This is a genomic window from Halorientalis marina, from assembly GCF_023028345.1.
GTDB classification, from domain to species: domain Archaea; phylum Halobacteriota; class Halobacteria; order Halobacteriales; family Haloarculaceae; genus Halorientalis; species Halorientalis marina.
In genome coordinates this window covers 3,274,761-3,300,285 of record NZ_CP095487.1, presented here as the reverse complement: position 1 = coordinate 3,300,285, position 25,525 = coordinate 3,274,761, and the positions used below count along the sequence as shown (strand labels likewise).

General features: G+C 68.0%; 26 protein-coding genes. 15 read left to right on the top strand and 11 right to left on the bottom strand.

What is annotated here, in order from left to right; translation table 11 throughout:
• Positions 1 to 21: 21 nt before the first annotated feature.
• Complete coding sequence (hisG, locus tag MUG96_RS17045; protein ID WP_246984671.1) at positions 22 to 870, top strand: ATP phosphoribosyltransferase; 849 nt, start codon at positions 22 to 24, stop codon at positions 868 to 870.
• 205 nt (positions 871 to 1,075) lie between these two features.
• Here the strand turns inward: hisG and MUG96_RS17040 are convergent, their stop codons facing one another.
• Both MUG96_RS17040 and MUG96_RS17035 read right to left on the bottom strand, forming a co-directional pair.
• The gene (locus tag MUG96_RS17040) at positions 1,076 to 1,462 is read right to left on the bottom strand and encodes a DUF7473 family protein (protein ID WP_246984669.1); all 387 of its coding nucleotides are present in this window, start codon (positions 1,460 to 1,462) and stop codon (positions 1,076 to 1,078) included.
• A gap of 55 nt (positions 1,463 to 1,517) precedes the next feature.
• Positions 1,518 to 2,081, bottom strand: coding sequence for a TATA-box-binding protein (locus tag MUG96_RS17035; protein ID WP_246984668.1), 564 nt, complete (start codon positions 2,079 to 2,081; stop codon positions 1,518 to 1,520).
• Between the two features lie 163 nt (positions 2,082 to 2,244).
• Between MUG96_RS17035 and MUG96_RS17030 the strand changes: the two genes are divergently transcribed.
• Both MUG96_RS17030 and MUG96_RS17025 read left to right on the top strand, forming a co-directional pair.
• The gene (locus MUG96_RS17030; RefSeq protein WP_246984667.1) at positions 2,245 to 3,282 is read left to right on the top strand and encodes a class I SAM-dependent methyltransferase; all 1,038 of its coding nucleotides are present in this window, start codon (positions 2,245 to 2,247) and stop codon (positions 3,280 to 3,282) included.
• Positions 3,283 to 3,359: 77 nt separating this feature from the next.
• Positions 3,360 to 4,820 carry an ATPase domain-containing protein gene (locus MUG96_RS17025; protein ID WP_246984666.1) on the top strand — a complete coding sequence of 487 codons (1,461 nt, stop codon included), beginning with the start codon at positions 3,360 to 3,362 and terminating at the stop codon, positions 4,818 to 4,820.
• Positions 4,821 to 4,878: 58 nt separating this feature from the next.
• Here MUG96_RS17025 and MUG96_RS17020 read toward each other — a convergent pair whose 3' ends face one another.
• Both MUG96_RS17020 and MUG96_RS17015 read right to left on the bottom strand, forming a co-directional pair.
• The gene (locus tag MUG96_RS17020) at positions 4,879 to 5,889 is read right to left on the bottom strand and encodes an AAA family ATPase (protein ID WP_246984665.1); all 1,011 of its coding nucleotides are present in this window, start codon (positions 5,887 to 5,889) and stop codon (positions 4,879 to 4,881) included.
• Between the two features lie 94 nt (positions 5,890 to 5,983).
• The gene (locus MUG96_RS17015) at positions 5,984 to 6,640 is read right to left on the bottom strand and encodes a DUF4382 domain-containing protein (RefSeq protein ID WP_246984664.1); all 657 of its coding nucleotides are present in this window, start codon (positions 6,638 to 6,640) and stop codon (positions 5,984 to 5,986) included.
• Between the two features lie 128 nt (positions 6,641 to 6,768).
• Here MUG96_RS17015 and rnz point away from each other — a divergent pair, with 128 nt between their 5' ends.
• Entirely contained in the window at positions 6,769 to 7,698 is a 930-nt protein-coding gene (gene rnz, locus MUG96_RS17010) for a ribonuclease Z (RefSeq protein ID WP_246984663.1), read from the top strand.
• 10 nt (positions 7,699 to 7,708) lie between these two features.
• Here rnz and MUG96_RS17005 read toward each other — a convergent pair whose 3' ends face one another.
• Entirely contained in the window at positions 7,709 to 9,166 is a 1,458-nt protein-coding gene (locus MUG96_RS17005) for a DUF7282 domain-containing protein (protein ID WP_246984661.1), read from the bottom strand.
• A gap of 81 nt (positions 9,167 to 9,247) precedes the next feature.
• Here MUG96_RS17005 and MUG96_RS17000 point away from each other — a divergent pair, with 81 nt between their 5' ends.
• Complete coding sequence (locus MUG96_RS17000; RefSeq protein ID WP_246984659.1) at positions 9,248 to 9,664, top strand: HIT family protein; 417 nt, start codon at positions 9,248 to 9,250, stop codon at positions 9,662 to 9,664.
• A 1-nt stretch (position 9,665) separates the two neighbouring features.
• Here MUG96_RS17000 and MUG96_RS16995 read toward each other — a convergent pair whose 3' ends face one another.
• A complete protein-coding gene (locus MUG96_RS16995) occupies positions 9,666 to 10,064 on the bottom strand; it encodes a hypothetical protein (RefSeq protein WP_246984657.1) in 399 nt (132 codons plus the stop codon).
• Between the two features lie 155 nt (positions 10,065 to 10,219).
• Here MUG96_RS16995 and MUG96_RS16990 point away from each other — a divergent pair, with 155 nt between their 5' ends.
• Positions 10,220 to 12,202 (top strand): DUF460 domain-containing protein, encoded by a 1,983-nt coding sequence (locus MUG96_RS16990; RefSeq protein ID WP_373221905.1) that lies wholly within the window; start codon positions 10,220 to 10,222, stop codon positions 12,200 to 12,202.
• Here the strand turns inward: MUG96_RS16990 and MUG96_RS16985 are convergent.
• The 3 genes from MUG96_RS16985 to MUG96_RS16975 form a co-directional block, all read right to left on the bottom strand.
• Entirely contained in the window at positions 12,199 to 12,390 is a 192-nt protein-coding gene (locus tag MUG96_RS16985) for a DUF7470 family protein (RefSeq protein ID WP_246984654.1), read from the bottom strand. The genes MUG96_RS16990 and MUG96_RS16985 overlap by 4 nt on opposite strands.
• A 232-nt stretch (positions 12,391 to 12,622) precedes the next feature.
• Complete coding sequence (locus MUG96_RS16980) at positions 12,623 to 13,054, bottom strand: SCP2 sterol-binding domain-containing protein (RefSeq protein ID WP_246984652.1); 432 nt, start codon at positions 13,052 to 13,054, stop codon at positions 12,623 to 12,625.
• A gap of 292 nt (positions 13,055 to 13,346) precedes the next feature.
• Positions 13,347 to 14,414 (bottom strand): zinc-dependent alcohol dehydrogenase family protein, encoded by a 1,068-nt coding sequence (locus MUG96_RS16975; protein WP_246984651.1) that lies wholly within the window; start codon positions 14,412 to 14,414, stop codon positions 13,347 to 13,349.
• Positions 14,415 to 14,745: 331 nt separating this feature from the next.
• Between MUG96_RS16975 and proC the strand changes: the two genes are divergently transcribed.
• The 4 genes from proC (at position 14,746) to MUG96_RS16955 (ending at position 19,354) form a co-directional block, all read left to right on the top strand.
• Complete coding sequence (gene proC / locus MUG96_RS16970) at positions 14,746 to 15,522, top strand: pyrroline-5-carboxylate reductase (protein ID WP_246984648.1); 777 nt, start codon at positions 14,746 to 14,748, stop codon at positions 15,520 to 15,522.
• Positions 15,515 to 16,351 (top strand): glutamate 5-kinase, encoded by an 837-nt coding sequence (proB, locus tag MUG96_RS16965; RefSeq protein ID WP_246984646.1) that lies wholly within the window; start codon positions 15,515 to 15,517, stop codon positions 16,349 to 16,351. Before proC ends, proB begins: the two co-directional genes overlap by 8 nt.
• The gene (locus MUG96_RS16960; RefSeq protein ID WP_246984644.1) at positions 16,344 to 17,675 is read left to right on the top strand and encodes a glutamate-5-semialdehyde dehydrogenase; all 1,332 of its coding nucleotides are present in this window, start codon (positions 16,344 to 16,346) and stop codon (positions 17,673 to 17,675) included. The genes proB and MUG96_RS16960 overlap by 8 nt, the downstream gene beginning before the upstream one ends.
• Before the next feature lie 98 nt (positions 17,676 to 17,773).
• The gene (locus MUG96_RS16955) at positions 17,774 to 19,354 is read left to right on the top strand and encodes an aldehyde dehydrogenase family protein (protein ID WP_246984642.1); all 1,581 of its coding nucleotides are present in this window, start codon (positions 17,774 to 17,776) and stop codon (positions 19,352 to 19,354) included.
• Between the two features lie 32 nt (positions 19,355 to 19,386).
• Here MUG96_RS16955 and MUG96_RS16950 read toward each other — a convergent pair whose 3' ends face one another.
• Positions 19,387 to 19,854, bottom strand: a complete 468-nt coding sequence (locus tag MUG96_RS16950; RefSeq protein WP_246984640.1) for an NUDIX hydrolase — start codon at positions 19,852 to 19,854, stop codon at positions 19,387 to 19,389.
• A 270-nt stretch (positions 19,855 to 20,124) separates the two neighbouring features.
• Between MUG96_RS16950 and eif1A the strand changes: the two genes are divergently transcribed.
• The 3 genes from eif1A (at position 20,125) to MUG96_RS16935 (ending at position 22,306) form a co-directional block, all read left to right on the top strand.
• Positions 20,125 to 20,412 (top strand): translation initiation factor eIF-1A, encoded by a 288-nt coding sequence (eif1A, locus tag MUG96_RS16945; protein ID WP_246984638.1) that lies wholly within the window; start codon positions 20,125 to 20,127, stop codon positions 20,410 to 20,412.
• Between the two features lie 91 nt (positions 20,413 to 20,503).
• The gene (gene rio1, locus MUG96_RS16940; RefSeq protein WP_246984637.1) at positions 20,504 to 21,403 is read left to right on the top strand and encodes a serine/threonine-protein kinase Rio1; all 900 of its coding nucleotides are present in this window, start codon (positions 20,504 to 20,506) and stop codon (positions 21,401 to 21,403) included.
• A gap of 354 nt (positions 21,404 to 21,757) precedes the next feature.
• Entirely contained in the window at positions 21,758 to 22,306 is a 549-nt protein-coding gene (locus MUG96_RS16935; RefSeq protein WP_246984636.1) for a KH domain-containing protein, read from the top strand.
• A gap of 9 nt (positions 22,307 to 22,315) precedes the next feature.
• Here MUG96_RS16935 and MUG96_RS16930 read toward each other — a convergent pair whose 3' ends face one another.
• Positions 22,316 to 22,846: a hypothetical protein gene (locus MUG96_RS16930; protein WP_246984635.1), complete on the bottom strand. Its 531-nt coding sequence runs from the start codon at positions 22,844 to 22,846 to the stop codon at positions 22,316 to 22,318.
• A gap of 218 nt (positions 22,847 to 23,064) precedes the next feature.
• Between MUG96_RS16930 and thsA the strand changes: the two genes are divergently transcribed.
• Entirely contained in the window at positions 23,065 to 24,756 is a 1,692-nt protein-coding gene (thsA, locus tag MUG96_RS16925; protein ID WP_246988702.1) for a thermosome subunit alpha, read from the top strand.
• Between the two features lie 344 nt (positions 24,757 to 25,100).
• Positions 25,101 to 25,517 carry a hypothetical protein gene (locus MUG96_RS16920; RefSeq protein ID WP_246984634.1) on the top strand — a complete coding sequence of 139 codons (417 nt, stop codon included), beginning with the start codon at positions 25,101 to 25,103 and terminating at the stop codon, positions 25,515 to 25,517.
• Positions 25,518 to 25,525 lie beyond the last annotated feature (8 nt).

Sequence of the window (25,525 nt, the reverse complement as noted above, 5' to 3'; positions counted from 1 at the left end):
GGGGGCCGTCCAGTAGTCCGTATGCGCATCGCCGTGCCCAACAAGGGGCGCCTGCACGATCCGTCGGTCGAACTGCTGGACCGGGCCGGCCTGCACGTCGTCGACGGGGCCGACCGGAAACTGTACGCCGACACCGTCGACCCCGACGTGACCGTCCTCTACGCCCGCGCCGCGGACATCCCCGAGTACGTCGCCGACGGCGCCGCCGACATCGGCATCACCGGCCTCGATCAGGTCGAGGAACACGCCAGCGGCGACCTCGTCGAACTGCTCGACCTCGGGTTCGGGCAGTGCAAGCTCGTCCTCGCCGCGCCCGAGGACGGCGACGTCCAGGGTGTCGAGGACCTCGAAGGGGGCACCGTCGCCACCGAGTTCCCGACGATCACCCGCGAGTTCTTCGACGAGCAGGGCGTCGACGTGACCATCACGGAGGTCTCGGGCGCGACCGAACTCACGCCCCACGTCGACATCGCCGACGCCATCGTCGACATCACCTCGACCGGGACGACCCTCCGGATGAACCGCCTGGGCGTCGTCGCCGACGTGCTCGAAAGCTCCGTCCGCCTGTTCGCCCGCCCGGACGTGGTCGACGACGAGAAAGTAGAGCAGGTGCGGATGGCACTGGAATCCGTCAAATCCGCCGAAGGCAAGCGCTACCTCATGATGAACGTGCCCGAGGACGACCTCGACGCGGTCGAGGACGTCATTCCCGGACTCGGGGGACCGACGGTCATGGACATCGCGGGGTCGGATATGGTGGCCGTCCACGTGGTCGTCGACGAAGACCAGGTGTTCGAGACGATCACCGACCTGAAAGCCGAGGGCGCGAGCGATATTCTGGTGACCGAGATCGAGCGGATGGTCGAGTAAATTTTCCTTCGAGGGACCGCCTACGGCGAACCCCCTCTGCTCACGGGCGCTCCGCGCCCGTTCGCACGGTACGCGGGACCCCCGGTCCCGCACTACTCGCAAAAATTTAGGACTGCTCGGCGCGACCGCCGGTCGCGCCGAGAGAACCGCCTCCGCCCTGCGGGCCTCGGCGGATGCCAGTGGCCGTCGCCGCACCGGTTTCCCCTCAGAAGAACCCGAAGATGTTGTTCAGGGCGAACCCGAGGACGGCCGCGAAGCCGAAGTGCAGGAGGGTCAGCGGGACCGTCGAGGACCACCGGAGCCGGTAGACGAAACTGATGGCGAAGGCGTCGGCGATCAGCGTCGCGAGGATGGCTATACCCGCGCCGATGCTCGGCGAGACGATGCCGGCGGTGGTCCCCCACCGCTGGAGCAGGAGTGAGACCAGCGCGGGCGCCGGCGCGACGTACGCGGCTCGCTGGCTCGGCACGTCGCCGATGAAGAAGGTCGCTGCCAGGTGGAGCGTGAACGCGTAAAAAAGCGCGACGAGCAGGAAGGTGACGACGAGTGCCAGCGGTCCGCCCCCGGTCGGGTCGGCCTGCAACGGGAACATAGCCGTCCTTCGGTCCCGCTTCGTTTGTACCCTGCGTTCGGCGGTCGTCGCGTCGTCAGCCTTCGAGGAGGCCCAGCTCTTCGAGCCGGGAGACGATCTTGTCGACGGCCTCCTCGGCGTCCTCGGGCTGTTTCCCGCCGGTGATGACGAGCTTCCCGGAGCCAAAGAGCAGCGCGACCACGTCCGGCTCGTCGAGCCGGTAGACCAGCCCGGGGAACTGCTCGGGCTCGTACTCGATGTTCTCCAGCCCGAGGCCGATGGCGATGGCGTTGAGGTTGAGATTGCGGCCCAGGTCCGCGGAGGTGACGATGTTCTGGACGACGATCTCGGGGTCGTCGTCGACCTGAATATTCAGATCACGGAGCTTGTCGAAGACGATCCGGAGGCTCTCGTGGACGTCGTCGGTGCTCTTGGCGCCGGTACAGACGATCTTGCCCGACCGGAAGATGAGCGCCGCGGATTTCGGTTCCTGCGTGCGGTAGACCAGCCCGGGGAACTGCTCGGGGTCGTAGTCCGCCCCTTCGAGGTCCATCGCTACGCTCTGGAGGTCCAGCTCCTGGCCGATACCCGTCGACGCGACGACGTTCTCGATATTGATTGTTTCCTTGGGGTCAACCATGTCTCGACTTAAAACTCGTATTTAAGGCTTATAAAGGTTGGTACCTGTCCGTGATAAGTCAGGGCGGCGAGTGGTTTCGAAACCGGCAACGGTTGTCGTTAAGTGGGGGCTGGAAGCGGCGGTGACCGGGAGGGTTAAACGTCGCGCGCGGTCAGCAACGGTCGTGTACCTGCTGGAACTGGCCGGCGAGGACGACGCCCTCGCCAGGCGGGAGGCGGAAAGCGCGGCGCGCGCCGTCGAGGCGCTCGCCCCCGGCCTCGCCACGGCGCGCGCGCCCACCGACCGCGCGGCCGGTCTCGCGCTCACGCACCGCGCGAGCGCCCTCCTCGGGACGACGGAACCCGACCGACCGAGCGCCCGCGCGCTCCTCGACGCCGCGAGTCTCGACCGCTCGGGGACCGTCGCCGTCCGCGCCCGGGACGTGCGGGGGCTGACCGGCGTCGATACGCAGGCCGTCGAGCGCGAACTCGGTCAAGTACTCGTCGACCGCGGGTTCGCCGTCGACCTCGACGACCCCGATCACGTCCTCCGGGCGGTCTTCTCGGGCGCGGCCGACACCGACGCCGAGGGCGTCTGCGCGCTCGGCTGGCTCGCCGCCGAGAGCGTCCGTGACTTCGGGACGCGCAAACCGACCGACCGCCCCTTCTTCCAGCCCGGGAGCATGGACCCGCTCCTGGCCCGCGCGCTCGCGAACGTCGCCGGTGCCCGACCCGGGCGGACGATCCTCGACCCGATGTGTGGGACCGGCGGCGTCCTCGTCGAGGCCGGCCTCGTCGGCGCGGACGTCCTCGGCATCGACGCCCAGCGGAAGATGGCAGCCGGCGCAGCGACGAACCTCGACCGCTATCTCGCGCCCGAGGGCGACACTGCCCCGACAGCCGACCCCCTGCCGGCACCGGGCCGCGCCCACACGATGGTTGGCGACGCCACGGCCCTCCCGCTCCCCGACGACGCCGTCGACGGCGTGGTCTTCGACGCCCCCTACGGCCGGCAGTCCAAGATCGCGAACCAGCCCCTCTCCGAGCTGGTCGCCGGCGCCCTCGCGGATGCCCGCCGGGTCGCGCCGCGGGCGGTCGTCGTCGCGGACCGTCCGTGGGGTGACGCCGCGCGAGCGGCCGGCTGGCGAGTGACGGACCGGTTCGAGCGCCGCGTCCACCGGTCGCTGACCCGCCACCTGCTCGTGCTGGCGCGGGAGGCGTGACCGCTTTCGGTCCGACCGCTATCAGTCCTGAATCCTGGGCGACAACGTATAACAACCGATGGCGTCTTCCCGACCGTATGTCCGAGACCACCCTGGAGCGCGTGTCGACTGGGATCGACGGCCTCGACGACGTGCTGTGTGGTGGGTTGGTTCGCGGCCGGAACTACCTCGTTCGTGGCGCGCCCGGGTCCGGAAAGACGGTGCTCGGGTATCACTTCCTGACGGCCGGGCTCGACGACGAGTCGGGGCTGTGCATCACGCTCGAAGAGTCCCGTGCCGACGCCGAGCGAAACGCCGCGCAGCTGGGCCTCGACCTCGGGGGCCTCCACTGGCTGGACCTGAGCCCCGACTCGTCGTTTTTCGTCGACGAGCAGTCCGACGATATCTTCGCCCCGAGCGACGTGGAGGGGGCGTCGCTGACCGAGACCATCGTCGACCGCATCGACGAGGTCGACCCCGACCGGGTGTTCGTCGACCCGCTGACGCGGCTCCGGCACATCGTACCCGACGACCACCCGTTCCACAAGCAGGTGCTCGCGTTCGTGCGGTACCTCGGTGAGCGGGGTGCGACGGTGCTGTACACCGCACAGGACACGCCGTCGAGTCCCGACGCCGACATCCAGTACCCGAGTGACGGTATCGTGACGCTCGAACGCGAGGGCGACCGCCGCTCGCTCTCGGTGCCGAAGTTCCGCGGTTCGGACCGGCAGGGCGGCACGCACGCCATGCGGATCACCGACGACGGCGTCTCGGTGTTCCCGCGGCTCGTCCCGGACGAACACTCCGAGGTGTTCGACACGGAGCCGATCCCGTCGGGGACGCTCGGCTTCGACGCCCTCCTCGATGGCGGGATCGAGCGCGGGACCGTGACCGTCGTCAGCGGCCCGACCGGCGTCGGCAAGACGACGACTGGATCGCTGTTCGTTACCGAGGCCGCTCGCCGCGAGGAACGGGCGGCCGTCTACCTCTTCGAGGAGTCGCGGGCCACCTACACCCACCGCGCCGACTCCATCGGCCTCCCCGTCAGCGACCTCGCCGACGGGGACCACCTCACGGTCGAACAGATCGAGTCGCTCGCCCGCTCACCCGAGGAGTTCGCGGCGATGGTCCGCGAAGAGGTCGAGCGCCGGGGGGCCCAGGTCGTGATGATCGACGGCATCGCCGGCTATCGACTCGCGATCCAGGGGGACGAGCAGGACCCCGCCCGGAAGCTCCACGCGCTGTGTCGGTACCTGACCAACGTCGGCGTGACGGTCCTCCTCGTCGACGAGGTCGACGAGATGCTCGGCAGTGTCGGCCCGACGGCGACCGGCATCAGCTACCTCGCCGACAACATCGTCTTCATGCGGTACGCGGAGGTGGACGGCGAACTCCGGAAGGTCGTCGGTGTCCTGAAAAAGCGTGTCAGCGACTTCGAGCGGACGATGCACGAGTTCGAAATCACCGACGAGGGCGTCCAGGTCGGCGAACCGCTCACCGGCCTCAAGAGGATCCTCGACGGCCAACCAGGGTGGGGCGACGACGCGGAGCGACCCTGATCGAGAGCGGCGAGGAGGTGCGCGATGTGCAATCGGTCGTTCGCTCACGCCGACCGCGTCACGACCCCTCGCCGAGGGTGGCGAGGAGGTGCGCGATGTGCAGTCGGTCGTTCGTCCCCGACTGCAGGTCCATATCGATTTCACCCGCGACTCGGTGGACCTCCGCCAGCCGGTCGCTGTCGTACCGCGAGCGGGCGACGCGGAGGACGTCCTCCAGCACTTCCTCGCCGCTGAACCCCTCGTCGACGAGCAGGTCGTCGAGCGTCGAGCGGGCGTCCGTGAACGCGCCGGCCTCGGCGTCGTCGAGCATCGCCTCGACGCGGTCGTCGGTGCCGACCTCGCCGAGCGCCTCGTAGGCCGCATCCATCGTGATCTCGCCTTCCCCCTCGGCGGTCGTCTGTGCGCCGAGGATGGCCTTCCGAAGATCGCCGTCGGCGTAGCCGGCGACGTACTCGATTCCCTCGCTGTCGGACTCGACGCCTTCGGCCTCGACGATGTCCCCGAGGACGCCCACAATCTCGTCGTGGGTGGGTGCCCGGACGGGAATCGGGAAACACCGCGAGCGGATCGGCGGGATGAGCGCGGAGGGCTGGCGCGTGGCGATGACGAACTGCGTCGCCTCGTAGTACTGCTCCATCACGCGACGCAGCGCCTGCTGGAAGTCCTCGCGCATCGACTCGGCGTTGTCGAGCAGGATCGTCTTGTACTCGCCCGACACCGGCGAGTAACTGGCCGACTCCTTGAGGACGTGGTTGATGAGGTCGGCCTTCGAGGACTCCCGGCGGCGCTTGGGCGTGATGAACGACGCGAAGCGCGGGTCCTCGCCGAGTTCCTTTTTCGTCAGCCCGAAGAAGTCGTCGACGTTGATCTCGATGAAGTCGTTGTCGGGGTCGGTGTGGGTCTCCTCGGCCAGCGCCCGGACGGCCGCCGTCTTCCCGCTGCCCTTTGGGCCGTGGACGACGAGATTCAGCGGTTCGTCGACGGCGCCCCACAGCGACTCGCGGACCCCCTCCTGTGGGAGGTCGTCGATGTCCGGCGCGTGTGCGTCGGTCCACAGCGGCGTCTCCATCGAGCGCGGCTACGCGTCGGCCCTGTAAGAATCGGTCGGTCGCGGTCTCACCCCGGACGCACGCTCACCCGTGGGGCGGGACCGTCTCCCCCGGTCAGTTCCCGCCGTTCCCGTTCCCGCGGTCGTCCGGCGGGCCGCCATCGTCGTCCCCGTCGTCCTCGGCGTCGACGTCACGGATCGGCTGGTCGGTCCCGGACTCGCTGATGACCGGTCGGATGATGTACTGGCCGCTGTTGCCGGCCCTGGTCACCTGGATGTCGAACACGAAGTCGACGGACTCGTTCGCGGCGGCCGTGAACTCGGTGTTCAACTGGAGGCGCTCGCTCGGCAGTTTCACGTCCGGCTGAGCCCCGTCGGTCGTCGTCCCCTCGACCTCGCTGACGTACATGACCGTCTTCGTGTACGTGCCGTTGGGGACCGCGACGCTGTCGAGGAGCGAGGCGTTGTCGCCCGCCAGTCGCGTCAGGTCGACCGTCGTCTCGTTGATGTCTCGTTCGACCCAGTCGCTCTCGCTTTCCGATTCGTTGGCCGACGCGTTGGTTCCGTTCGCCGGCTTGAAGTCGACGCGGGTGACCGTGACGTTCAGCGTCTCGAAGTCCTCGAGGGCGCCGGGCTGGTCGCTCACCCAGAAGTTGATCGTCGCGGTCCCGCTGCGGTCGATGGCGTCGTCGCTCGCTCCCGGCCCGTCACCACTGCACCCCGCCAGTGCGATGAGTACCACGCAGAGAACGACTGCAAGCGTTCGTCGCATACACTAACGGCGGAGAGCCACGCACTGATAAGCCGACTGGCCGAACCGTCGCCGTGTTCGGCGACCGCGCGGCCGCCACCCGTCCCGGACCGAAGCGGGTTTAGGCGTCGCCGGCCCTCGCTTCCGGTATGCACGTCACCTTTCTCGGAACCAGTGGGGCCGTGCCGACGACGGCGCGGAACCCGAGTTCGCTGCTGGTCCGCCGGGAAGGCGAACGCTTCCTCTTCGACGCCGGTGAAGGGACCCAGCGCCAGATGATGCGCTTCTCGACCGGGTTCAACGTCTCCCACCTGTTCGTCACTCACATCCACGGCGACCACGTCCTCGGGATCCCCGGTCTGGTCCAGACGTGGGACTTCAACGACCGCGAGGACCCCCTCGCGATCCACGTCCCCGCCGGCACCCGCGGGGAAATCAGGGACCTGGTCACGGCCGCTGGCGCGAGCCCCTCCTACCCGGTTCGCATCAACGAAGTCGCGCCCGGCGACACCGCGCTCGACCGCGAGGACTTCGCGATTCGGGCCTTCGAGGTCGACCACCGTACCACCGCCGTCGGCTACGCCCTCGTCGAGGACGACCGCAAGGGCCGGTTCGACCGGCAGAAGGCCGAGGAGGAACTCGGCATTCCGCCGGGGCCGGCGTACGGCAAACTCCACGGGGGCGAACCGGTGGAACTCGACGACGGGCGCGTCATCCAGCCGGACCAGGTCGTCGGCCCGCCCCGCCCCGGCCGGACGGTCGTCTACACCGGCGACACCCGCCCCGTCGACAGCACGGTCGAGGCGGCCACGGACGCCGACCTCCTCGTTCACGACGCGACCTTCGCGGAGGACCGGGCCGAGCGGGCCGGACAGACCGGCCACAGCACGGCGAGACAGGCGGCCGAAATCGCGAACCGCGCCGGCGCGAAACGGCTGGCGCTCACCCACATCTCGACGCGGTACGCCGGGCAGGCCGACCGGCTCGCAGAGGAGGCCCGCGCGGTCTTCGGCGGCGAGGCGTTCGTGCCCGACGACGGCGACGAACTGGACGTTCCCTTCCCCGACGCCGAAGGGTAGCGTCTTCGATTCAATCCCGCAGAGCGAACGCGACCACCGCGAGGACCGCTCCAAGGGCCGCCAGGGAGCTGAAGCCAGCGCCGGTCGTGACCGAAACGGTCGTCCCCGGTGCCACTGTGGGGGTCGACCGCGCAGTCGTTTGCGTCGTTGATCGGTCCGGAGCCGGATCGGGGTCGATGACGGTCAGGTTGGCGGTCGCCGTGACCGGCCGGCCACCGACGCGGTACGGTTCGTCGGCCGCGTCGTACGTCTCGTTGCCGTTCACGTCCCGGTAGACCGTCGCCGTGAGCGTCCCGTTCCGACGGACTGGCCTGTCGAGCAGGAGGCCAGACGACACCCGGCCCGGCGTCCACAGGATCGACGTCCCCACCACCGCGCCGGTCTCGTTCCGGAAGACAACGAACCCCCCGTCGGTCGACGTCAACTCGTACGTGATCCGTTCGACCCGCGCGAGCTCCCGGACGTCCGCCACGTCGAGCGCCGCGACGCTCACGTTCCCGACGACGAGCAGTGTCCGTGGGTCCGCTGTCGAGAGGTTCCGTCCACCGAGGATGTACGCACCGGGTGCCGTTCCGGACAGGTTCAAAGTTCCAGTGAAAGAATACGAATCGCGTACGGTCGCTGTGCCGACGGTCCGGAGCGGCCCGCCGTCGAGCGACCGGTAACCGACCGTGATCTCGCTGCCCGGAGCGACGGTAGTGGCGCCACAGACCGACTGTGCTGGCGCGGTTGCACGCTCGAACTGGTCGTCTTCGCCGCCGAAAAACCGCACCTCGCGAGGCACGACCTCGTACTCGGTCGTTAGCAGTGCTGGCCCGTCGGCCGATCCGTTTTCGGAGGTGATCGACAGGCGAAGTCCGCGACGGCCCAGCCCCTCGGTCTGGCTCGATTCTCGATCCTGCTCGAACAGGAGGGCACCGCTCTCGACGACCATGTACAGCACTCCGGACTCCCGGTCCGGCACGACTCCGAACCTCTCGGCGGCGATGCTCGCGGAGAGGTTCAGCGCCGGCGGGTTGCCGCCCGGACCCACGTACTCGAAACCGACCCCGTCTGCGCTGACGAGCGACGCGAACCGCGTCGTGGGCGTGGACCCGTTCGCGGCCGCGAGTCGGTCGAGGAGCGCGCCCGATTCATTCGAGACGATCTGGTAGACGACGGTGTCCCCCAGCGCGACGCTGGCGCGGGGAGCATCGTCGACCCTGATAGTCCCGGATCGCCGCGGAGCGGTGAGCCGCCCGGTCCGTACGGCACGGCGGATCGCGGTCGGACTCGTCAGTTCGTCCTGGGTGCCGGCCGGAGCGACGAGGAGTTCGGAGCGGTCGGTATCCGTCGGCGCGTCGGGGAGTTCACACTCGGTCTGCGTGTCCCGGGCGTCGCTCGCGGGTGGCTGTGCCGTCGCGGCGGGAGCGACGAGCGTCGCACAGAGGAGGGGGACAACCACGAGCAGTGGGCGGCGACCAGGCATCAGCGAACCCGGTTCGGCCACGGGAATAAACCTTCCGTGGAGCGCCGGACCGTTTTTGTCCTGGCCGGTCGATTCCCAGCCATGGCCGAGGATTGTCTGTTCTGTGCCATCGTCGACGGCGACGCGCCGGCCAGCGTCGTCGACGAGACCGACGACCTGCTCGCGTTCATGGACTTGAACCCCATCACTGAGGGACACGCGCTGGTAATCCCCAAAGAACACGCCGCGGGCCTCACGCCACTCGACCCCGAGATCGGCGGGCGGATGTTCGAGGAGGCGATGGCCGTCGCGGGGGCCATGCGCGACTCGGACCTGGACCCGGACGGTATCGACCTCTTTCTCGCCGACGGCGAGGCCGCGGGCCAGGAGGTGTTTCACGTTCACCTGCACGTGATTCCGCGCTACGAGGGCGACGGCGTGGTCCTGCCGGTCGGCGAGGGGCCGGCGGACCGCGAGGAACTGGACGCGCTGGCGGTCGACCTCGCCGACGCGCTGTGAGTCAACGCCGGGCGACGAGCAACATGGTGATCCAGACGACGAACAGGGCGCCGACGAACCAGGCCATCCGGGTGAGCCAGGCGGGCCACTCGTAGAGGCCGAGCGAGTAGAGGATCGTCAGCGTCGGGAAGACGACCGCGGCGGTGATGCCCAGCACGGCGATGGTGTTGGTGCTGGCGGCCCGGAGGTCACTGGTGGCGTCGTCGAACAGTTCCCCCTCGAAGACCTGGTGGGCGCCGACCCCGACGACGACCGCCGCGCCGAAGGCGACGGACCCGACGAGCGGCAACCCCGCCGCGATGAGACCGACGAACGCGGCCGAGCCGACACCCCAGGCCGCGACGTACGAGCGACGATACGCGGTCTCCGGCTCCACTGTCGCCGTGTCAGTTCCGCCCATGACTTTTGGTAACACCCAGTAGTGTTGGACGGAACGAACAGCTAGTTGAAAAAACCACATGGCGAACGGGTCCGTCGGTCGCCGCCCGCGACCGTGCCGTGGCCGTGCGGTGACCCCCCACGGAATTTATGCCCGTCAGGGCCGTACCCGTGACCGTGAGCGCCCGCACGAGTGCCCTCGACGCAGTCGTCTTCGGGGTCGACGTACAGAGCGGGGACGTGAGGGGGGACGCGCCGTCGTACGCGGTTGTTGCCTTCGACGGCGAGTCACTCGACCGCGACGTCGTCTCCCGCCGGAAACTCCGCCGCCTCATCGACCGCGAGGAACCGGCCATCGTCGCCACGGACAACCGCTACGAACTCGCGGCCGACAAGGACGGGCTCATCCACTTCCTCCGGGAGCTCCCCGACGAGACGAAACTCGTCCAGGTCACGGGGGCGGAGCGCCCGGAACCGCTCTCGCGGGTCGCCTCCAGACACGGCGTGCCCTACGGCAAGGACCCGATGCAGGAGGCCGAAGCCGCCGCACGTCTCGCCGCGATGAACGTCGGTCAGGAGGTCACGGCCTTTACCGACACCACGGAGGTGAAGGTCGCACGCGGCCGCTCGACGGGCAAGGGCGGCTGGTCGGAGGATCGCTACACCCGGCGCATCCACGGCGCGGTAAAAAAGCGCGCCCGCGAGGTCGAGTCCGAACTCGACGAGGCCGGCCTCGACTACGAACGCGATGTCACGGAGAAGTACGGCGGATTCACGAACGCGATCTTCGAGGTCGAGGGCCGGCCCGCTGACATCCCCGTTTCCAGCCACCGCTCGGGCGACGTGCGGGTCGAAATCGAGCGCGAGCAACGCGACGGTATCGAGTTCCGCCCGCTCGCCAAGCGTCGCGACCACGTCATCGTCGGTATCGACCCCGGAACGACCACCGCCGCGGCCGTCGTCGGCGTCGACGGCTCCGTACTCGACGTCTACAGCACGCGGACCGACGACGTGGCCGCCGTCATCGAGTGGATCATCGAGCGGGGGCGCCCCATCATCGTCGCCGCCGACGTGACGCCGATGCCCGCGACCGTCGAGAAGATACGCCGAAGCTTCGAGGCCGCCGGCTGGGTTCCCGAGTCGGACCTGCCCGTCGACGAGAAGAAACACCGGACGCGGGAGGTGAGTTACGACAACGACCACGAGCGCGACGCCGTCGCAGCCGCGCTGGAGGCGTTCGATTCCCACGAGGGCCAGTTCGACCGCGTCGCCGAGAAGGTGCCCCCACAGCACGACCTCGGGGACGTGCTCTCGCGGGTCGTCGCCGGCGAGGAGTCCGTCGAGACCGTCCTCGCCGACCTCGATCCCGACGAGGACGAAGATGAGGACGAGCACGAACACACCGAGCGGGAACTCACCGAGGAGGAGAAGACGATCAAGCGGCTCCGGGCGCGGGTCGACCGCCTGGAGTCCCACACGGAGGACCTCAAAGACACCATCGCCGAGAAGGACGACCGCATCGCGGAGTACGAGGACGAACTCTCCGATGCCCGGCGGGAGGAACGGCGCGAGGCCCGCGAGCGCCGCGAGGTCACGCGGCTCGAACGCGAGAACGAACGGCTCGAACGCGAGCGCGACGAGGCCGTCGAGCGCGCGGAGGAACTGGAGTCCAAACTGGAGCGGCTCAAGGCGCTCTGGAAGCTCGACCACTCGAACTTCGCGGACGTCTCGGCGAAACAGGAGGACCTCGTCCCGGTGAAGGTCGTCACGGAGTTCACGAAGGGTGCGATCGAGGAGGCCGACGAGCAGTACGGGCTGGCGTCCGGTGACGTCGTCTACCTCAAGGACGGGAGCGGGGCCGGCCGGAGCACGGCCGAACGCCTCGCCGAGACCGAGCCCCGGGCCGTGCTCCGCAGCGGCGGTCGGCTCACGGAGGTGGCCGACGACGTGCTCTTCGAGCACGACGTGCCGGTGGGGCCGGCCGACGACGTGACCATTCAGGTGGTCGACGAACTGGCGGTCGCCCGCGAGAGTGAGATCGAGGGCGTCATCGAGGACTGGGAGGACAGGGCCCGCGAGCGGGAACTGGAGCAAAATCAGGAGATGGTCGACGAACTCATCAGCGAACACCGCGCCTCCGACCGGGCCGCGGACTTCTAGAAGTCGCCCATGCCCATCCCCATGCTCCGCAGCAGGCTGGAGACGAGCCCGTAGAGCATCAGTCCGAGGCCGGCGACGACGGCCGCGACGCCGCCGCCGACGACCAGGTCGTACCACGCGAGCAGGGCGATACCGCTCGTCAACAGGAGGAAGCCGACGATCCCGCCAGCACCGAGTGCCTTCAGCATACCCGGCCCGTCGACCGAGGCAGGGATAAACCCCAAGAAATCGTCACGGTGTAAATTGTGGCCGGCGGTGCGGCAGAGCATCCGCCGAGCGCCGACGGCGCGAGGCGGTTCACTCCACGCGAGCGGCGGGACCGACCGCAGGGAGGTCCCAGCCCGAGCGTGAAGCTGGTTTTTCGCCCACGTTTTTGCGAGAGGGGTGCGCCACGCGCACCCCTCGAAACAAAAAGGTGGTCTAGTACTGGAACTCGGTGTCGATCTCGGCGGCGTTTTCGGTCATGACGGTGGCAGCGTCGGAGTACTGCAGCACTTTCTGCATATCGCCGTCCAGCTCGAATTTCCCGGACATGAGGCCATCGATGGCGCCGATATCGCCCTGGATGAGGCCCTTCCAGTTCTCGTAGGGGCCGCGGTAGGCGAAGCCCCAGTCGACGGCGTCCTCGTCGTCGATTTCGGTGGCCTCGTGGCAGGTGCCGTCTTCGAGTTCGATGTAGAACTGCAGCGGTTCGCCGTCGTAGGTGCCGTCGGGCTGGATGTCGAAGAGGAAGGAGCCGTCGAAGTCGACCCCCCATCCCTCGCCGGCCTCGGTGTACCGCTCGCTCTCGTTGAGCAACTCCTTCCACTCGTCGATCCACTCCTGTCCGTTCTCCGGTAGCGTGATCCCCATTGCACCCGATTCGTCGCAGTCCGGGGGCTAACGCGTTGTCCCTCGCCCTCTCGGCTCTTTATACGGCCGGTGTGTGTGGGTGGTGTAGTGGCGGTGGCTGAGCGGTACGAGCATCCGCGCGCCGCAGGCGCGCGGTTCACCGAAACCGAACGAAGTGAGGTTTCGGCGGTTTTTCCCCACGTTTTTACGAGGTTCACGAGACGCTCTGCGTCTCGTGAGCAAACCAGAAATCTTCGATTTCTGGTGTGAGCGGTGCGCCGCAGGCGCACCCGACGAAGTAAAAAGTGGGGGCCTAGAATTCGTTACAGACCGGAATCCCCACCGTCTGGTAGTCGCCCATGCCCTCGATCATGTCGGGGACTTCGTCGAGCGAGACGGTCTCGGTGACGATCTTCCCGGGGTCGATCTTGCCGCGTTCCATCATGCGGAAGATCTCGTCGTACTCGTTCGGGGGCATCCCGAAGGAGCCGTAGAACTCGCGCTCGTCCATGACCATGGTGTCGACGGGCAGTGAGACCTCGCCGCCCTCCTCGGAGGTGGTGAGGCCGATCTGGAGGTGCTGGCCGCCCTTCCCGAGGGAGTTGATGGCGTTCTGGCAGGTCTCGGCGACGCCCAGCGCGTCGACGGCGATGTCACAGCCCCGCGAGGACTCGGTGAACTTCTTGACGGCCTGGGGGACGTCCTTGACGTTGTTGGCGTTGAGGGTCTCGTCGGCGCCGAGTTCTTCTGCCTTGTCGAGTTTCTCGTCCATGATGTCGACGCCGATGACGTTGGCGCCGAGGGCGTCGGCGATGTGGACCGAGGAGAGGCCGACGCCGCCGAGGCCGTGGACGACGACCCAGTCGCCGGGGGTCACGTCGACGCGGTGGACGAGGCCGTGGAAGGCGGTGGCGAACCGACAGCCCAGGCCGGCGACGTGGACGGGATCGACGTTGTCGGGCAGTTTGACGATGTTGTGGTCGGCCTGGCGGACGGGGAACTGTTCGGCGAAGGCGCCGGGGGCCATCTTCAGGAAGCCGAGCGGCACCATCTGCTCGCAGATGTTCCCGCGCCCGCTACGGCAGTGCTGGCAGGTGCCGTCGGAGAGGTTGAACGGAACGGTGACCTGATCCCCCTCGCGGACGCGCTCGACGTTGTCGCCGACCTCGACGACGGTGCCGGCGGGCTCGTGGCCGAAGACGAGGCCGTCGGTCGGCATGACGCCGATCCACGACCAGTCCCCCTTCCAGGCGTGCCAGTCCGAACGACAGATGCCACACGCCTCGGTCTCGACGACGACCTGGTCCTCGTCGGCCGCCGGCTTCTCTACGTCCTCGATCTGGAGTGGTTCCCCAGCCCCGTGAAAGACTGCTGCTCTCATGCAGGCTCACACTGCAAATACTCCCTATTAAATCATTGGTGGGGTATATCATACACCTGTGCTTTGGGGTGCATGCCGTTATATGGGGAATCGACACTGTCCCCGCCGGCCGCGATTCTGTGGGAAAGAATTGCTGGTAGTCGGCCGGCCGGCCTGGATCGAGCGCGCTCGGGCGCGGACGGCCGACTCACTGCTTCCGTCGAAGGAAATGCTGCGGTCTGGGTCGTGGACCGACGGTGCGGGCGGGTGCGTCCGGTGGTCCGTGGCGGGGGGACGGGCCACGCCGAAACCGTAGCCGGTATGTTCGTGTCCACTCGTTAGGTCAGACACAATGGTCGACACGAGCGTCATCGGTTGTGGAAACATGGGGAGTGCCTTCGTCAAGGGCCTCGCCGGGTCCGGAGATCACCGGATCACGGCGATCGATCTGGACCCGGACGCGCGGGCGGCGGTCGCGGAGTTCGTCGCGGAGACGAGCGAGGACCTCGCGGCGGCGGCCGACAGCGAGGTGGTCATCGTCGCGGTCGAACCGGACACGGTCGGCGTCGTCCTCGACGACCTCGACCTCTCCGCGGACCAGACACTGGTCACGCTGGCGGCGGGCGTCACGACGGACTACGTGGCGGCCCGAACCGACGCCCGCGTGGTCCGGGTCATGCCGAACCTCGCGGCGGAGTTCGGCGACGCGGCGGTGGCCGTGGCTTGGGCCGACGAGCCGGACGACGACGTACGCACGCTTCTGGACGAGATCGGCACGTTCGTCGAGGTCGAGGAGTCGCTGATGAACCTCGCGACGGCGGTCAACGGGAGCGGCCCGGCCTTCGTCTTCTATCTCCTGCAGGCGATGAAGCAGGCGGGCGTCGAGGGGGGGTTCGAACCGGACCAGGCCGAGGCGCTCGCGGCTCAGACGTTCAAGGGGGCCGCCGAGACGGTCCTCCGGTCGGAGCAGTCCGTCGGGGACCTGATCGACGCCGTCGCCACCGAGGGTGGCACCACCATCGAGGGGATGGAACTGCTGTGGGACAGCGACGTCCAGGAACAGGTCGCCGGCGCTATCGAGGCGGCCGACGAGCGCGCCGAGGAGCTATCCAGTGAGTTCCATGAGTGAGGCTGTCGACGCCGACGAGGTGGCGGAGACCCGCCGGCTGGCCGCCGCGGCCGAGCGCGTGGTCGTCAAGATCGGGACCAACTCCCTGACGGACGAGGACTCGAATCTGGACGACGAGAAACTCGACAAGCTCGTCGACGACATCGAGGACCTGCTCGCGGCCGACCGCGAGGTAATTTTGGTCTCCTCCGGCGCCATCGGCGCGGGGCGGGGCCGGATCGCTCCCGACGACGGCGAGACGGTCGAGGCCTCGCAGGCGCTCTCGACGGTCGGGCAGAGCCTCCTGATGCACCGCTACTCCGAGAGCTTCGACCGCCACGGTCGGAAGGTCGCACAACTTCTCCTCACCCAGCAGGACCTCGAGAACCCCGAGCGGTTCACGAACGTCCGGAACACGGTCGAGACGTTGCTCTCGTGGGGCGTCGTCCCTATCGTCAACGAGAACGACGCCGTCGCCACCGAGGAGATCGAGATCGGGGACAACGACATGCTCTCGGCGTCGGTGTCAATCGGCGTCGACGCGGACCTGCAGGTGACGCTGACGGACGTCGACGGCGTCTACACCGGGAACCCGAAACACGACGCCGACGCGGAGCGGATCGAGGCCGTCGGCCGCAACTACGCCGACGTCCAAGAGATCGTCGACGACAGCGCAGCCGCCGAGTTCGGCGGCATCCAGACGAAAGTCGAGGGCGCACGCGACGTGAGCGAACACGGCATCCCGGCCGTCATCGCGGGGTCGACGGAGCCCGACGTGCTGGCACGAATCGTTGCCGAAAAGCCCGTGGGGACGATATTCGTCCCCGTGAACGGAGCCACCGATGACTGAGCAAGACACAGAGACCAAAGTGGAGGAGGCACAGACCGCCGCACTGGAGCTGGCGAAACTGTCCGACGACCGCCGGAGTGCGGCGCTACACGACATCGCGGACGCCATCGACGACTCCCACGAGGAGATCCTCGAGGCCAACGCGAAAGACGTCGCGGAGGCCGAGGAGATGCTGGAGGCCGGCGAGTACACGCAGGCCCTCGTCGACCGGCTGAAACTCGACGAAGCGAAACTGGAGAGCATTACCGAGATGGTCCGCTCGGTCGCGGGCCAGGACGACCCCCTCGGGAAGACCCTCGCGGCGCGGAAACTGGACGAGGACATGGAGCTGTACAAGCTCTCGGTGCCCATCGGCGTCATCGGGACCGTCTTCGAGTCCCGGCCGGACGCGCTGGTCCAGATCGCCGCGCTGAGCATGAAGTCGGGCAACGCCGTCATCCTCAAGGGCGGCAGCGAGGCGCTGCACTCCAACCGCGTCCTGTACGACATCATCCGCGACGCGACGGCGGATATGCCCGCGGGCTGGGCCCACCTCATCGAGGCCCACGAGGAGGTCGACACCCTCCTCGGGATGGACGACGCGGTCGATCTGCTGATGCCCCGCGGGAGTTCGGAGTTCGTGGGCTACATCGAGGACAACACCTCCATCCCCGTGCTGGGCCACACCGAGGGCATCTGTCACGTCTACGTCGACAGCGAGGCGGACCTGGAGATGGCGACGGACATCGCCTACGACGCGAAGGTGCAGTACCCGGCGGTCTGTAACGCCGTCGAGACGCTGCTGGTCCACGAGTCGGTGGCCGCCGACTTCCTGCCCGACATCGCCGCGCGGTACGCGGATGCGGGTGTGGAGGTGCGCGGCGACGAGCGCACCCGCGAACTCATCGACGCCGAGGAAGCGACCGACGCGGACTGGGAGACGGAGTACGGGGACCTCATCGTCGCCGTCCGCGTCGTCGACTCGCTCTCTGCCGCTATCGACCACGTCACGGCGCACGGCTCGAAACACACCGAGTCCATCGTGACCGAGGACGCGGACCGCGCGAGCACGTTCATGCGGAGTCTCGATTCCGCGAGCGTGTTCCACAACGTCTCCACGCGGTTCAGCGACGGTTACCGCTACGGCCTCGGCGCCGAGGTCGGCATCAGCACGGGCAAGACCCACGCCCGCGGCCCCGTCGGCCTCGAAGGGTTGACGACCTACAGGTGGCACATCGAGGGCGACGGCAACCTCGTCGGGACCTACGCCGGCGAGGACGCCAAGCCCTTCCTCCACGAGGACTTCGACGGCGAGTGGAACCCCGGCCACCGCTCCGGGGAGTGACCGTCGCCCCTCCTCCGTTCACCCCGTAGTCCGCCGGTTTCGCGCGACCCTCCGCCGTCGGGGACGGACTTTTGCCCTCTGAACTGCTACCGTGTGACATGGCAACGACAAGCAAACAAGAGTACGGCCACTACGTCGGTGGCGAGTGGATCGACGGCGACGGCTCGGCGACGTTCGTGAGCGAGAACCCGGCGACGGGCGCGGAACTGGCGACGTTCCGGCGTGGCACGGACGCGGACGTCGAGCGGGCGGTCGCGGCCGCGGACGAGGCGTTCGAGGCGTGGCGCGCACTGTCCTACATCGACCGCGCGGAGTACCTCTGGGACATCTACCACGAACTCCGCGAGCGCACCGACGAACTCGGTGAAATCGTCACCAAGGAGTGTGGGAAAGAGATCAGCGAGGGCCGCGCGGACGTGGTCGAGGCCGCCCACATGGTCGAGTGGGCGGCCGGCAACGCCCGCCACCCACACGGCGACGTGGTGCCGAGCGAGATCGCCGGGAAGGACTCGTTCATGCGGCGAAAACCCCGGGGCGTGGTGGGGTGTATCACGCCGTGGAACTTCCCGGTCGCCATCCCCTTCTGGCACATGGCGGTCGCGCTGGTCGAGGGCAACACGGTCGTCTGGAAGCCCGCCGAGCAGACCCCGTGGTGCGGGCAGGTCGTCGCCGAGATGTTCGAGGACGCCGGCGTCCCCGACGGCGTGTTCAACATGGTCCAGGGCTACGGCGACGCCGGGAGCGCAATCGTCCACTCGCCGGACGTGGACACCGTCCTCTTCACCGGGTCCGCCGAGGTGGGTCACGACATCGCCGACACCGTCGGCGGCGAACCGGGAAAGCTCGCAGCCTGCGAGATGGGTGGAAAGAACGCCGTCGTCGTGACCGAACACGCCGATCTCGACATCGCCGTCCACGCGGCGGTGCTGTCCTCGTTCAAGACCACGGGCCAGCGGTGTGTCTCCAGCGAGCGCCTGATCGTCCACGCCGACGTCTACGACGAATTCAAATCCCGGTTCGTCGACGTGGCCGAGGGGGTCGCGGTCGGCGACCCACTGGCGGCGGACACCTTCATGGGACCGCTGGTCGACGCCGACGCCGTCGAGAAGGTGACCGGCTACAACGAGCTCGCCCGCGAAGCGGGCGTCGATGTCCTCGTCGACCGGGCGGACCTCGACCCCGGGGCGATCCCCAGCGGTCACGAAGGCGGGGCGGCTTCGGCCGCCGATGGTGAGCGTAGCGGCAGCTACGCGAACGGCCACTGGGTCGGCCCGTTCGTCTACGAGGTCGACCCAGACGCGGACCTGCGGACGCTCCGCGAGGAGGTCTTCGGCCCCCACGTGGCCCTGCTCGAGTACGACGGCGGCGTCGAGCGGGCCGTCGAGATTCAGAACGACACCGAGTACGGCCTGGCGGGGGCGATCATCTCGGAGGACTACCGCCAACTCCACTACTACCGCGACCACGCGGACCTGGGGCTCGCGTACGCGAACCTGCCGTGTATCGGCGCCGAAGTGCAGTTGCCCTTCGGCGGGGTCAAGAAGTCCGGGAACGGCTACCCATCGGCGCGGGAAGTCATCGAGGCCGTCACCGAGCGGACGGCGTGGACGATGAACAACGACGCGGACATCGAGATGGCACAGGGGCTCTCCGCGGCCATCACGACCGACGAGGAGTAACGCGGCGGTCTCCGGTGCTCGCGCCCGCGGGGTCAGTCGGTGGTCGTATCGACGGGCGCGGTTCCGCCGGAGCCGTGGGGCAGGACGTGGACGTAATCGTCGAGGTCGAGCGCGAACGTGGCGTCCGTCGGGAGCGTGAGCCAGGAGAACTCGAACTCGACGCCCTGCTCCTCGCCCGACCCGGTGACGGTGTGGGTCCACGCGTCCCGTGACTCGTACACCGGGACGTGGTAGAAACTCCGGACGTACCGCTTCGGCGGGGAGTCGCGGCGTTTCCAGACGTCGGTCACGAGGTGTCGCGGCCGCTCGAACGTGGCGAGCCCGCTCTCTTCTATCGCTTCCCGAAACAGGGCATCACGCGGCGTTTCGCCGGGTTCGACCGTCCCCTTGGGTATCTGGAGTCCGTCGTGTCCGGGGCCACGAAACACCAGCAGTTCGGACGTGTCTCTGGTAATGTACGCGCAGGCTTTCCGGACGTGCGTCACACCCTCCTTCCCCATACCGTTTCCTGTTGCGCATCCAACGTGAAAACAGTATCTACAGCGTCGATATCCGCACGAACCGGGTCGGGCGGGCCTGGAGCGCGCCGAGACGGGGCGAGCCATGCAGCGAGCGCCACTTGCCCGGCCGACCCTGCCGTGGCCGCCTCGCCACGCGCGTTCGATACGTCCTATCCGGTGGCGCGGTCCGTGCGAATCGCCGGCACCGAGCGGTGCCAGGCGGTGCAGAATGTGCAAACCTTAAACCGTCTCCCGGTCGAATGGCCGGATATGAGCGACAACGAGGGGCGCAAGGACCTTCGCATGCCCGACGACGACGAGGTGTTCGCCGTCGTCACCGAGATGCTCGGCGCGAACCGCGTCCGTGTCCGGTGCATGGACGGGCAGACACGCACTGCTCGTATCCCGGGGAAGATGCAGAAGCGAATCTGGATCCGGGAGGACGACGTGGTCCTCGTCGAGCCGTGGGACTGGCAAGACGAGAAGGGGGACATCGCCTGGCGCTACGAGAAACAGGAGGCGGACCAGTTACGACAGGAGGGTCACATCCAAGAGTGACGCTATCGTGATGCCCTCCACCAGCCCGCACGCCGGCCGCTCGCGGTCCCCACAGCGAACCGCCCTCCGACTACTGGTGGGGGTGTAACCGGTGGCTGACTTCGACCTCGTCGAGACCGATGACGTCGAGTCGCCCGGCGACGAGTGGGAGGAGATCGACGTCGCCGATACCGAGGCCGACCGCATCGCCCGCGAGCGGGACCGCGAGTTCAGCGAGTTCCGCGAGCGAATCAAGGACGCCGACCAGTTCAAGGTCGAGGACTCCGTTTTCGACGACGCCACCTACGGCGCGCTCTACAAACTCGTACAGGACGGCTACATCCAGGCCTTCGGCGGCCCGCTCTCGACGGGCAAGGAGGCGAACGTCTATCAGGCGCTGGGCGGCTCGGCAGCGATGGACATCGTCGAGGGGGAGACGGCGACGGACCCGGAGGTCGCCGTCAAGGTCTACCGCATCAACGCCTCCGACTTCCGGGATATGCGCGGGTATCTGGAGGGGGACCCCCGCTTCGAGGGCATCGGCTCCGACAAGAGCGAGGTCGTCAAAGCGTGGGTCCGCAAGGAGTTCGCCAATCTCTCGCGGGCGCGAAGCGCCGGCGTCCGCGTCCCGACGCCCGTCGCCGTCGAGCGCAACGTCATGGTGATGGAGTTCATCGGGACGGAGACGGGGCGGGCGAAGCGGCTCTCGGAGGTCGAAATCGAGAACCCGCAGACGGCCTACGAGGTCATCCGGGAGTACATGCGCCGCCTGCAGGACGCCGGCCTCGTCCACGGCGACTTCTCGGAGTACAACGTCGTCTTCCACGAGGGCCAGTTGGTCGTCATCGACCTCGGACAGGCCGTGACGGTCCACCACCCCAACAGCCGCGAGTTCCTCGAACGGGACTGTCACAACGTCGCGTCCTTCTTCCGCCGGCAGGGGATGGACGTGGCCGACGAGGACCTGCTCGCGTTCGTCACCGGCGAGAACGACGAGGGCGAGGCGGACTGACGCCGACGGTGGTTGGAGCGGAACCGGACTCGCGGCGTCAGCAGGCCGGTAGTATATAAATGCCCCTCCATATCCGGCAGTGGCTACAGTGGGGGGGCTCTCGAGGGTACAGATAGCCCGATGCGAGGGACGACCGACGGTCGTCCGGACGACGTCGGGTGACGGACCGCTGGCGGTGCTCCGGGGGGTGTACCGCCGCGGTCCGGTCTGTGGGGTCCACTGGGGGGTGGCACCGCACGATTTCGCCGTCGCGTTCTCCGACGCTTTCGCTTCCCGAGCGGCGTCTCCGGCCCGGTTTCGCCGTCGCTTCGCGTGTGCGAAGGGTTAAACGGTCGGCCGGCCAAACAGTCGCACATGCAGCACGTGAAGATTCCGCAGGACCGCATTGGCGTGCTGATCGGCGAAGGCGGGGAGACGATGCGCGAGATCGAACGCCGGGCCGAGGTCAGACTCGACATCGACTCCGAGACCGGGTCCGTCCGCATCGAGAAGGTGGGCGACCCCATCGTCGGTCTGAAGGGTCCGGACATCGTCAAGGCCATCGGCCGCGGGTTCGCGCCCGAGGACGCGCTGACGCTCCTGGAAGACGACCTGATGATGTTCGACGTCATCGACGTCAAAGCGGCCTCCCGCAACAAGTCCGACCTCCGGCGCAACAAGGGCCGGCTCATCGGCGAGGACGGCCGCACGCGCGAGCTGATGGAAGAACTATCCGGCGCGTCGGTCGTCGTCTACGGCTCGACACTGTCGATGATCGGCCAGCCGGAACAGGTCGACACCGTCCGGGAAGCCGCGGAGATGATCCTCGACGGCGCCCCGCACGGCTCGGTCTACTCGTTCCTCGAACGCCGCCACAACGAGATGAAACACAAGGGTATGGAGTACCACCAGCGAACCGACTGACCGCGCCGCTCAGTCGCCGTCCACGCCGTCTCCGCCGTCCTCACCTTCGTCGTCTTCGATTTCGACGTCCCCGATAGCTTCCGCGATGTCGTCGTCGCCGGCCTCCATCTCGTCGTCGTCCCCGCCGGCGTCCTCGGGTTCGGCGAGGTCCATCGACTCCGTCGACGTGTCCACGTCGTCGAGGCTCGCTCCACCGGACTCCGCGCTTCCGTCGAGCCCGCCGGCCGACGACTCGCTACCGAGACCGCCACTGGCCGACCCGCCGCCGAGGCTCCCGCCGCCCGACGACCCGCTTCCGAGGTCGGCGTCGGGGTCGACCGGTTCGTCGAGGTCGAGCTGTCGTTCCAGGAGCTTGACGCGCTCTTCGAGCTCCGAGACGCGGCTCGCCACCGCCGGCGCCTGCGTCGTCGCCAGCTCCGACATCGGACGGTGGGAGACGATCCAGCGCAGGTACGCCGCGCGGTCGTCGAACCCCTGCAGCCGTGCCTCCTCGTCCAGTTCGTCGACCAGCTCCTCGTCGAGATCGACGCGAATCTCCATTGTACGCTCTCATGTGAACGACTCACGTAAATCTGGGGGCCGGTTCGATCCTGGAGCCTCGTTCGGCCGTCCCCGCGCCCCTCTCGGGGTTATAAACCACTGCGTGACACGTCGTACCACAGACGGGGGCGGCGGCGACATGGGGCGATTCCTCGCCCGCCGTACACAAGCCTTATATAGAATGGCAATACAACTTCTGCGTGACTATGGCTCAGCAGATGGGTAACCAACCCCTCATCGTACTCTCCGAGGAGAGTCAGCGGACCTCGGGCAAAGACGCCCAGTCCATGAACATCACGGCCGGGAAGGCCGTCGCGGAGTCCGTTCGGACCACACTCGGTCCGAAAGGGATGGACAAGATGCTCGTCGACTCCACGGGCAACGTCGTCGTGACGAACGACGGCGTGACCATCCTCGACGAGATGGACATCGAACACCCGGCGGCCAACATGATCGTCGAGGTCGCCCAGACCCAGGAGGACGAGGTCGGCGACGGCACCACGACGGCCGTCGTCATCTCCGGCGAACTCCTCACGAAGGCCGAGGACCTGCTGGACCAGGACATCCACGCCACCATCCTCGCGCAGGGGTACCGACAGGCCGCAGAGAAGGCCAAGGACATCCTCGAGGACATGGCTATCGAGGTCGGCGAGGACGACACCGACCTCCTCGAACAGATCGCCGCGACGGCGATGACCGGCAAGGGCGCCGAGTCCGCCAAGGACACCCTCGCCGCCCTCGTCGTCCAGGCCGTGAGCGCCGTCGCCGACGAGGAAGGCGTCGACACGGACAACGTCAGCGTCGAGAAGGTCGTCGGCGGCTCCATCGACGAGTCCGAACTCGTCGAGGGCGTCATCGTCGACAAGGAGCGCGTCCACGACAACATGCCCTACGCCGTCGAGGACGCCGACGTCGCCCTCCTCGACACCGCCATCGAGGTGCCCGAGACCGAGCTCGACACCGAGGTCAACGTCACTGACCCCGACCAGCTCCAGCAGTTCCTCGACCAGGAGGAAAAGCAGCTCAAGGAGATGGTCGACAACATCGTCGAGGCCGGCGCCGACGTCGTCTTCTGTCAGAAGGGCATCGACGACATGGCCCAGCACTACCTCGCACAGGAGGGCGTGCTCGCGGTCCGCCGCGCCAAGAAGTCCGACATCAAGGCCCTCTCCCGGGCGACCGGCGCCCGTGTCGTCTCCAACATCGACGACATCACCGAAGAGGACCTGGGCTTCGCCGGCTCCGTCGCCGAGAAGGACATCGGCGGCGACCAGCGTATCTTCGTCGAGGACGTCGAGGACGCCAAGGCCGTCACGATGATCCTCCGCGGCGGCACCGACCACGTCGTCGACGAGGTCGAACGCGCCATCGAGGACTCGCTCGGCGTCGTCTCCGTCACGCTGGAGGACGGTCAGGTCCTCCCCGGCGGCGGTGCCCCCGAGACCGAACTCGCGCTGGGTCTCCGTGAGTACGCCGACTCCGTCGGTGGCCGCGAACAGCTGGCCGTCGAGGCCTTCGCCGACGCCATCGACGTCGTCCCGCGCACGCTGGCCGAGAACGCCGGGCTGGACCCCATCGACTCGCTCGTCGACCTGCGCTCGAAGCACGCCGACGGCGAGACGACCGCCGGGCTGGACGCCTACACCGGTGAGGTCGTCGACATGGAGGAGGACGGCGTCGTCGAGCCCCTCCGCGTCAAGACCCAGGCCGTCGAGTCAGCGACCGAGGCTGCCGTGATGATCCTCCGCATCGACGACGTCATCGCCGCTGGCGACCTCAAGGGTGGTCAGAGCGACGACGACGACGAGGACGCCGGCGGACCCGGCGGCCCGGGCGGCGCGCCCGGCGGTATGGGCGGCGGCATGGGCGGCATGGGCGGTATGGGCGGCGGCATGGGCGGCATGATGTAAAACTAAATTTTGCACCTCTCTCGGGCGCTTTCGCGCCCTCGGTCGGGCAAAATTTAGTATAAAATCTCGGCGCCCTCCCGCTCACGGGCCGCTCCGCTCTCCGTTCGCGCAAACCGAGGCCTCCCTTCGGTCGGCCTCGCGCCGCTCGTCGGGCGCCGAGGTTCCGCGCGCTCGGGCCTCCGGCCCTCGCGTGCGGTGCTCCCGCTTGCCCCTCGCCGCTTCCGCCTCGCACCGTCTGCTGACCGACGCTTTTCTTTCGACGGCTATGTAGCACTACCGACCCTCGGGAGTCCGACGTACCGCAATTATGTAGATTCAAGCCCGCGTTCCGCGGACGGTCGGACATGTCCACCTCAGAGGACTCGAACGGCGCCGACGAGCGCGTCCACCGCGAGTACATCATGAACGTCCGCATCGTCGAACTGCCGGGAGAGGACGGCCCGCGGTACCGGTTCGGGGCGTCAGAACACGCGGGGCGAACGTTCGCCGAGGCCGACACGGCCGAACTGTACGCCGACGTCTACTTCGACGTGAACGGCTTCGAGGAGGCGGGTACCGGCGAGCGCGGCATCCCGCCGGTCATGCTCCAGGCCGGCCGTGACACGCTCGCGGCGTACATGCTCACGATGCCCTACGCCGACCGGCAGTGGGTCGGCTCCTTTTTCGGCGTCAAACCCGGCAAGGTCGAACGCTACGAGTCCCGTGTGCGGAAGCGCGCGAGGAACATCCGCCGGCGAGCGAAAGAGGAAGGCTACGCCTGAGCTGGGCG

Bases quoted from the DNA above. Each gene is read 5' to 3' on its own strand.
- MUG96_RS16980 (WP_246984652.1), bottom strand. From the start codon at position 13,054: ATGGGGATCACGCTACCGGAGAACGGACAGGAGTGGATCGACGAGTGG.
- MUG96_RS16950 (WP_246984640.1), bottom strand. From the start codon at position 19,854: ATGGGGAAGGAGGGTGTGACGCACGTCCGGAAAGCCTGCGCGTACATT.
- thsA (WP_246988702.1), top strand. From the start codon at position 23,065: ATGGGTAACCAACCCCTCATCGTACTCTCCGAGGAGAGTCAGCGGACC.
- MUG96_RS16985 (WP_246984654.1), bottom strand. From the start codon at position 12,390: ATGCTGAAGGCACTCGGTGCTGGCGGGATCGTCGGCTTCCTCCTGTTG.
- MUG96_RS17035 (WP_246984668.1), bottom strand. From the start codon at position 2,081: ATGGTTGACCCCAAGGAAACAATCAATATCGAGAACGTCGTCGCGTCG.
- MUG96_RS16930 (WP_246984635.1), bottom strand. From the start codon at position 22,846: ATGGAGATTCGCGTCGATCTCGACGAGGAGCTGGTCGACGAACTGGAC.
- MUG96_RS16975 (WP_246984651.1), bottom strand. From the start codon at position 14,414: ATGAGAGCAGCAGTCTTTCACGGGGCTGGGGAACCACTCCAGATCGAG.
- proB (WP_246984646.1), top strand. From the start codon at position 15,515: ATGAGTGAGGCTGTCGACGCCGACGAGGTGGCGGAGACCCGCCGGCTG.
- MUG96_RS17020 (WP_246984665.1), bottom strand. From the start codon at position 5,889: ATGGAGACGCCGCTGTGGACCGACGCACACGCGCCGGACATCGACGAC.
- MUG96_RS17005 (WP_246984661.1), bottom strand. From the start codon at position 9,166: ATGCCTGGTCGCCGCCCACTGCTCGTGGTTGTCCCCCTCCTCTGTGCG.
- MUG96_RS16935 (WP_246984636.1), top strand. From the start codon at position 21,758: ATGCAGCACGTGAAGATTCCGCAGGACCGCATTGGCGTGCTGATCGGC.
- MUG96_RS16920 (WP_246984634.1), top strand. From the start codon at position 25,101: ATGTCCACCTCAGAGGACTCGAACGGCGCCGACGAGCGCGTCCACCGC.
- MUG96_RS16960 (WP_246984644.1), top strand. From the start codon at position 16,344: ATGACTGAGCAAGACACAGAGACCAAAGTGGAGGAGGCACAGACCGCC.
- rnz (WP_246984663.1), top strand. From the start codon at position 6,769: ATGCACGTCACCTTTCTCGGAACCAGTGGGGCCGTGCCGACGACGGCG.
- proC (WP_246984648.1), top strand. From the start codon at position 14,746: ATGGTCGACACGAGCGTCATCGGTTGTGGAAACATGGGGAGTGCCTTC.
- MUG96_RS17040 (WP_246984669.1), bottom strand. From the start codon at position 1,462: ATGTTCCCGTTGCAGGCCGACCCGACCGGGGGCGGACCGCTGGCACTC.
- MUG96_RS17000 (WP_246984659.1), top strand. From the start codon at position 9,248: ATGGCCGAGGATTGTCTGTTCTGTGCCATCGTCGACGGCGACGCGCCG.
- hisG (WP_246984671.1), top strand. From the start codon at position 22: ATGCGCATCGCCGTGCCCAACAAGGGGCGCCTGCACGATCCGTCGGTC.
- MUG96_RS16995 (WP_246984657.1), bottom strand. From the start codon at position 10,064: ATGGGCGGAACTGACACGGCGACAGTGGAGCCGGAGACCGCGTATCGT.
- MUG96_RS16955 (WP_246984642.1), top strand. From the start codon at position 17,774: ATGGCAACGACAAGCAAACAAGAGTACGGCCACTACGTCGGTGGCGAG.
- eif1A (WP_246984638.1), top strand. From the start codon at position 20,125: ATGAGCGACAACGAGGGGCGCAAGGACCTTCGCATGCCCGACGACGAC.
- MUG96_RS17015 (WP_246984664.1), bottom strand. From the start codon at position 6,640: ATGCGACGAACGCTTGCAGTCGTTCTCTGCGTGGTACTCATCGCACTG.
- MUG96_RS17025 (WP_246984666.1), top strand. From the start codon at position 3,360: ATGTCCGAGACCACCCTGGAGCGCGTGTCGACTGGGATCGACGGCCTC.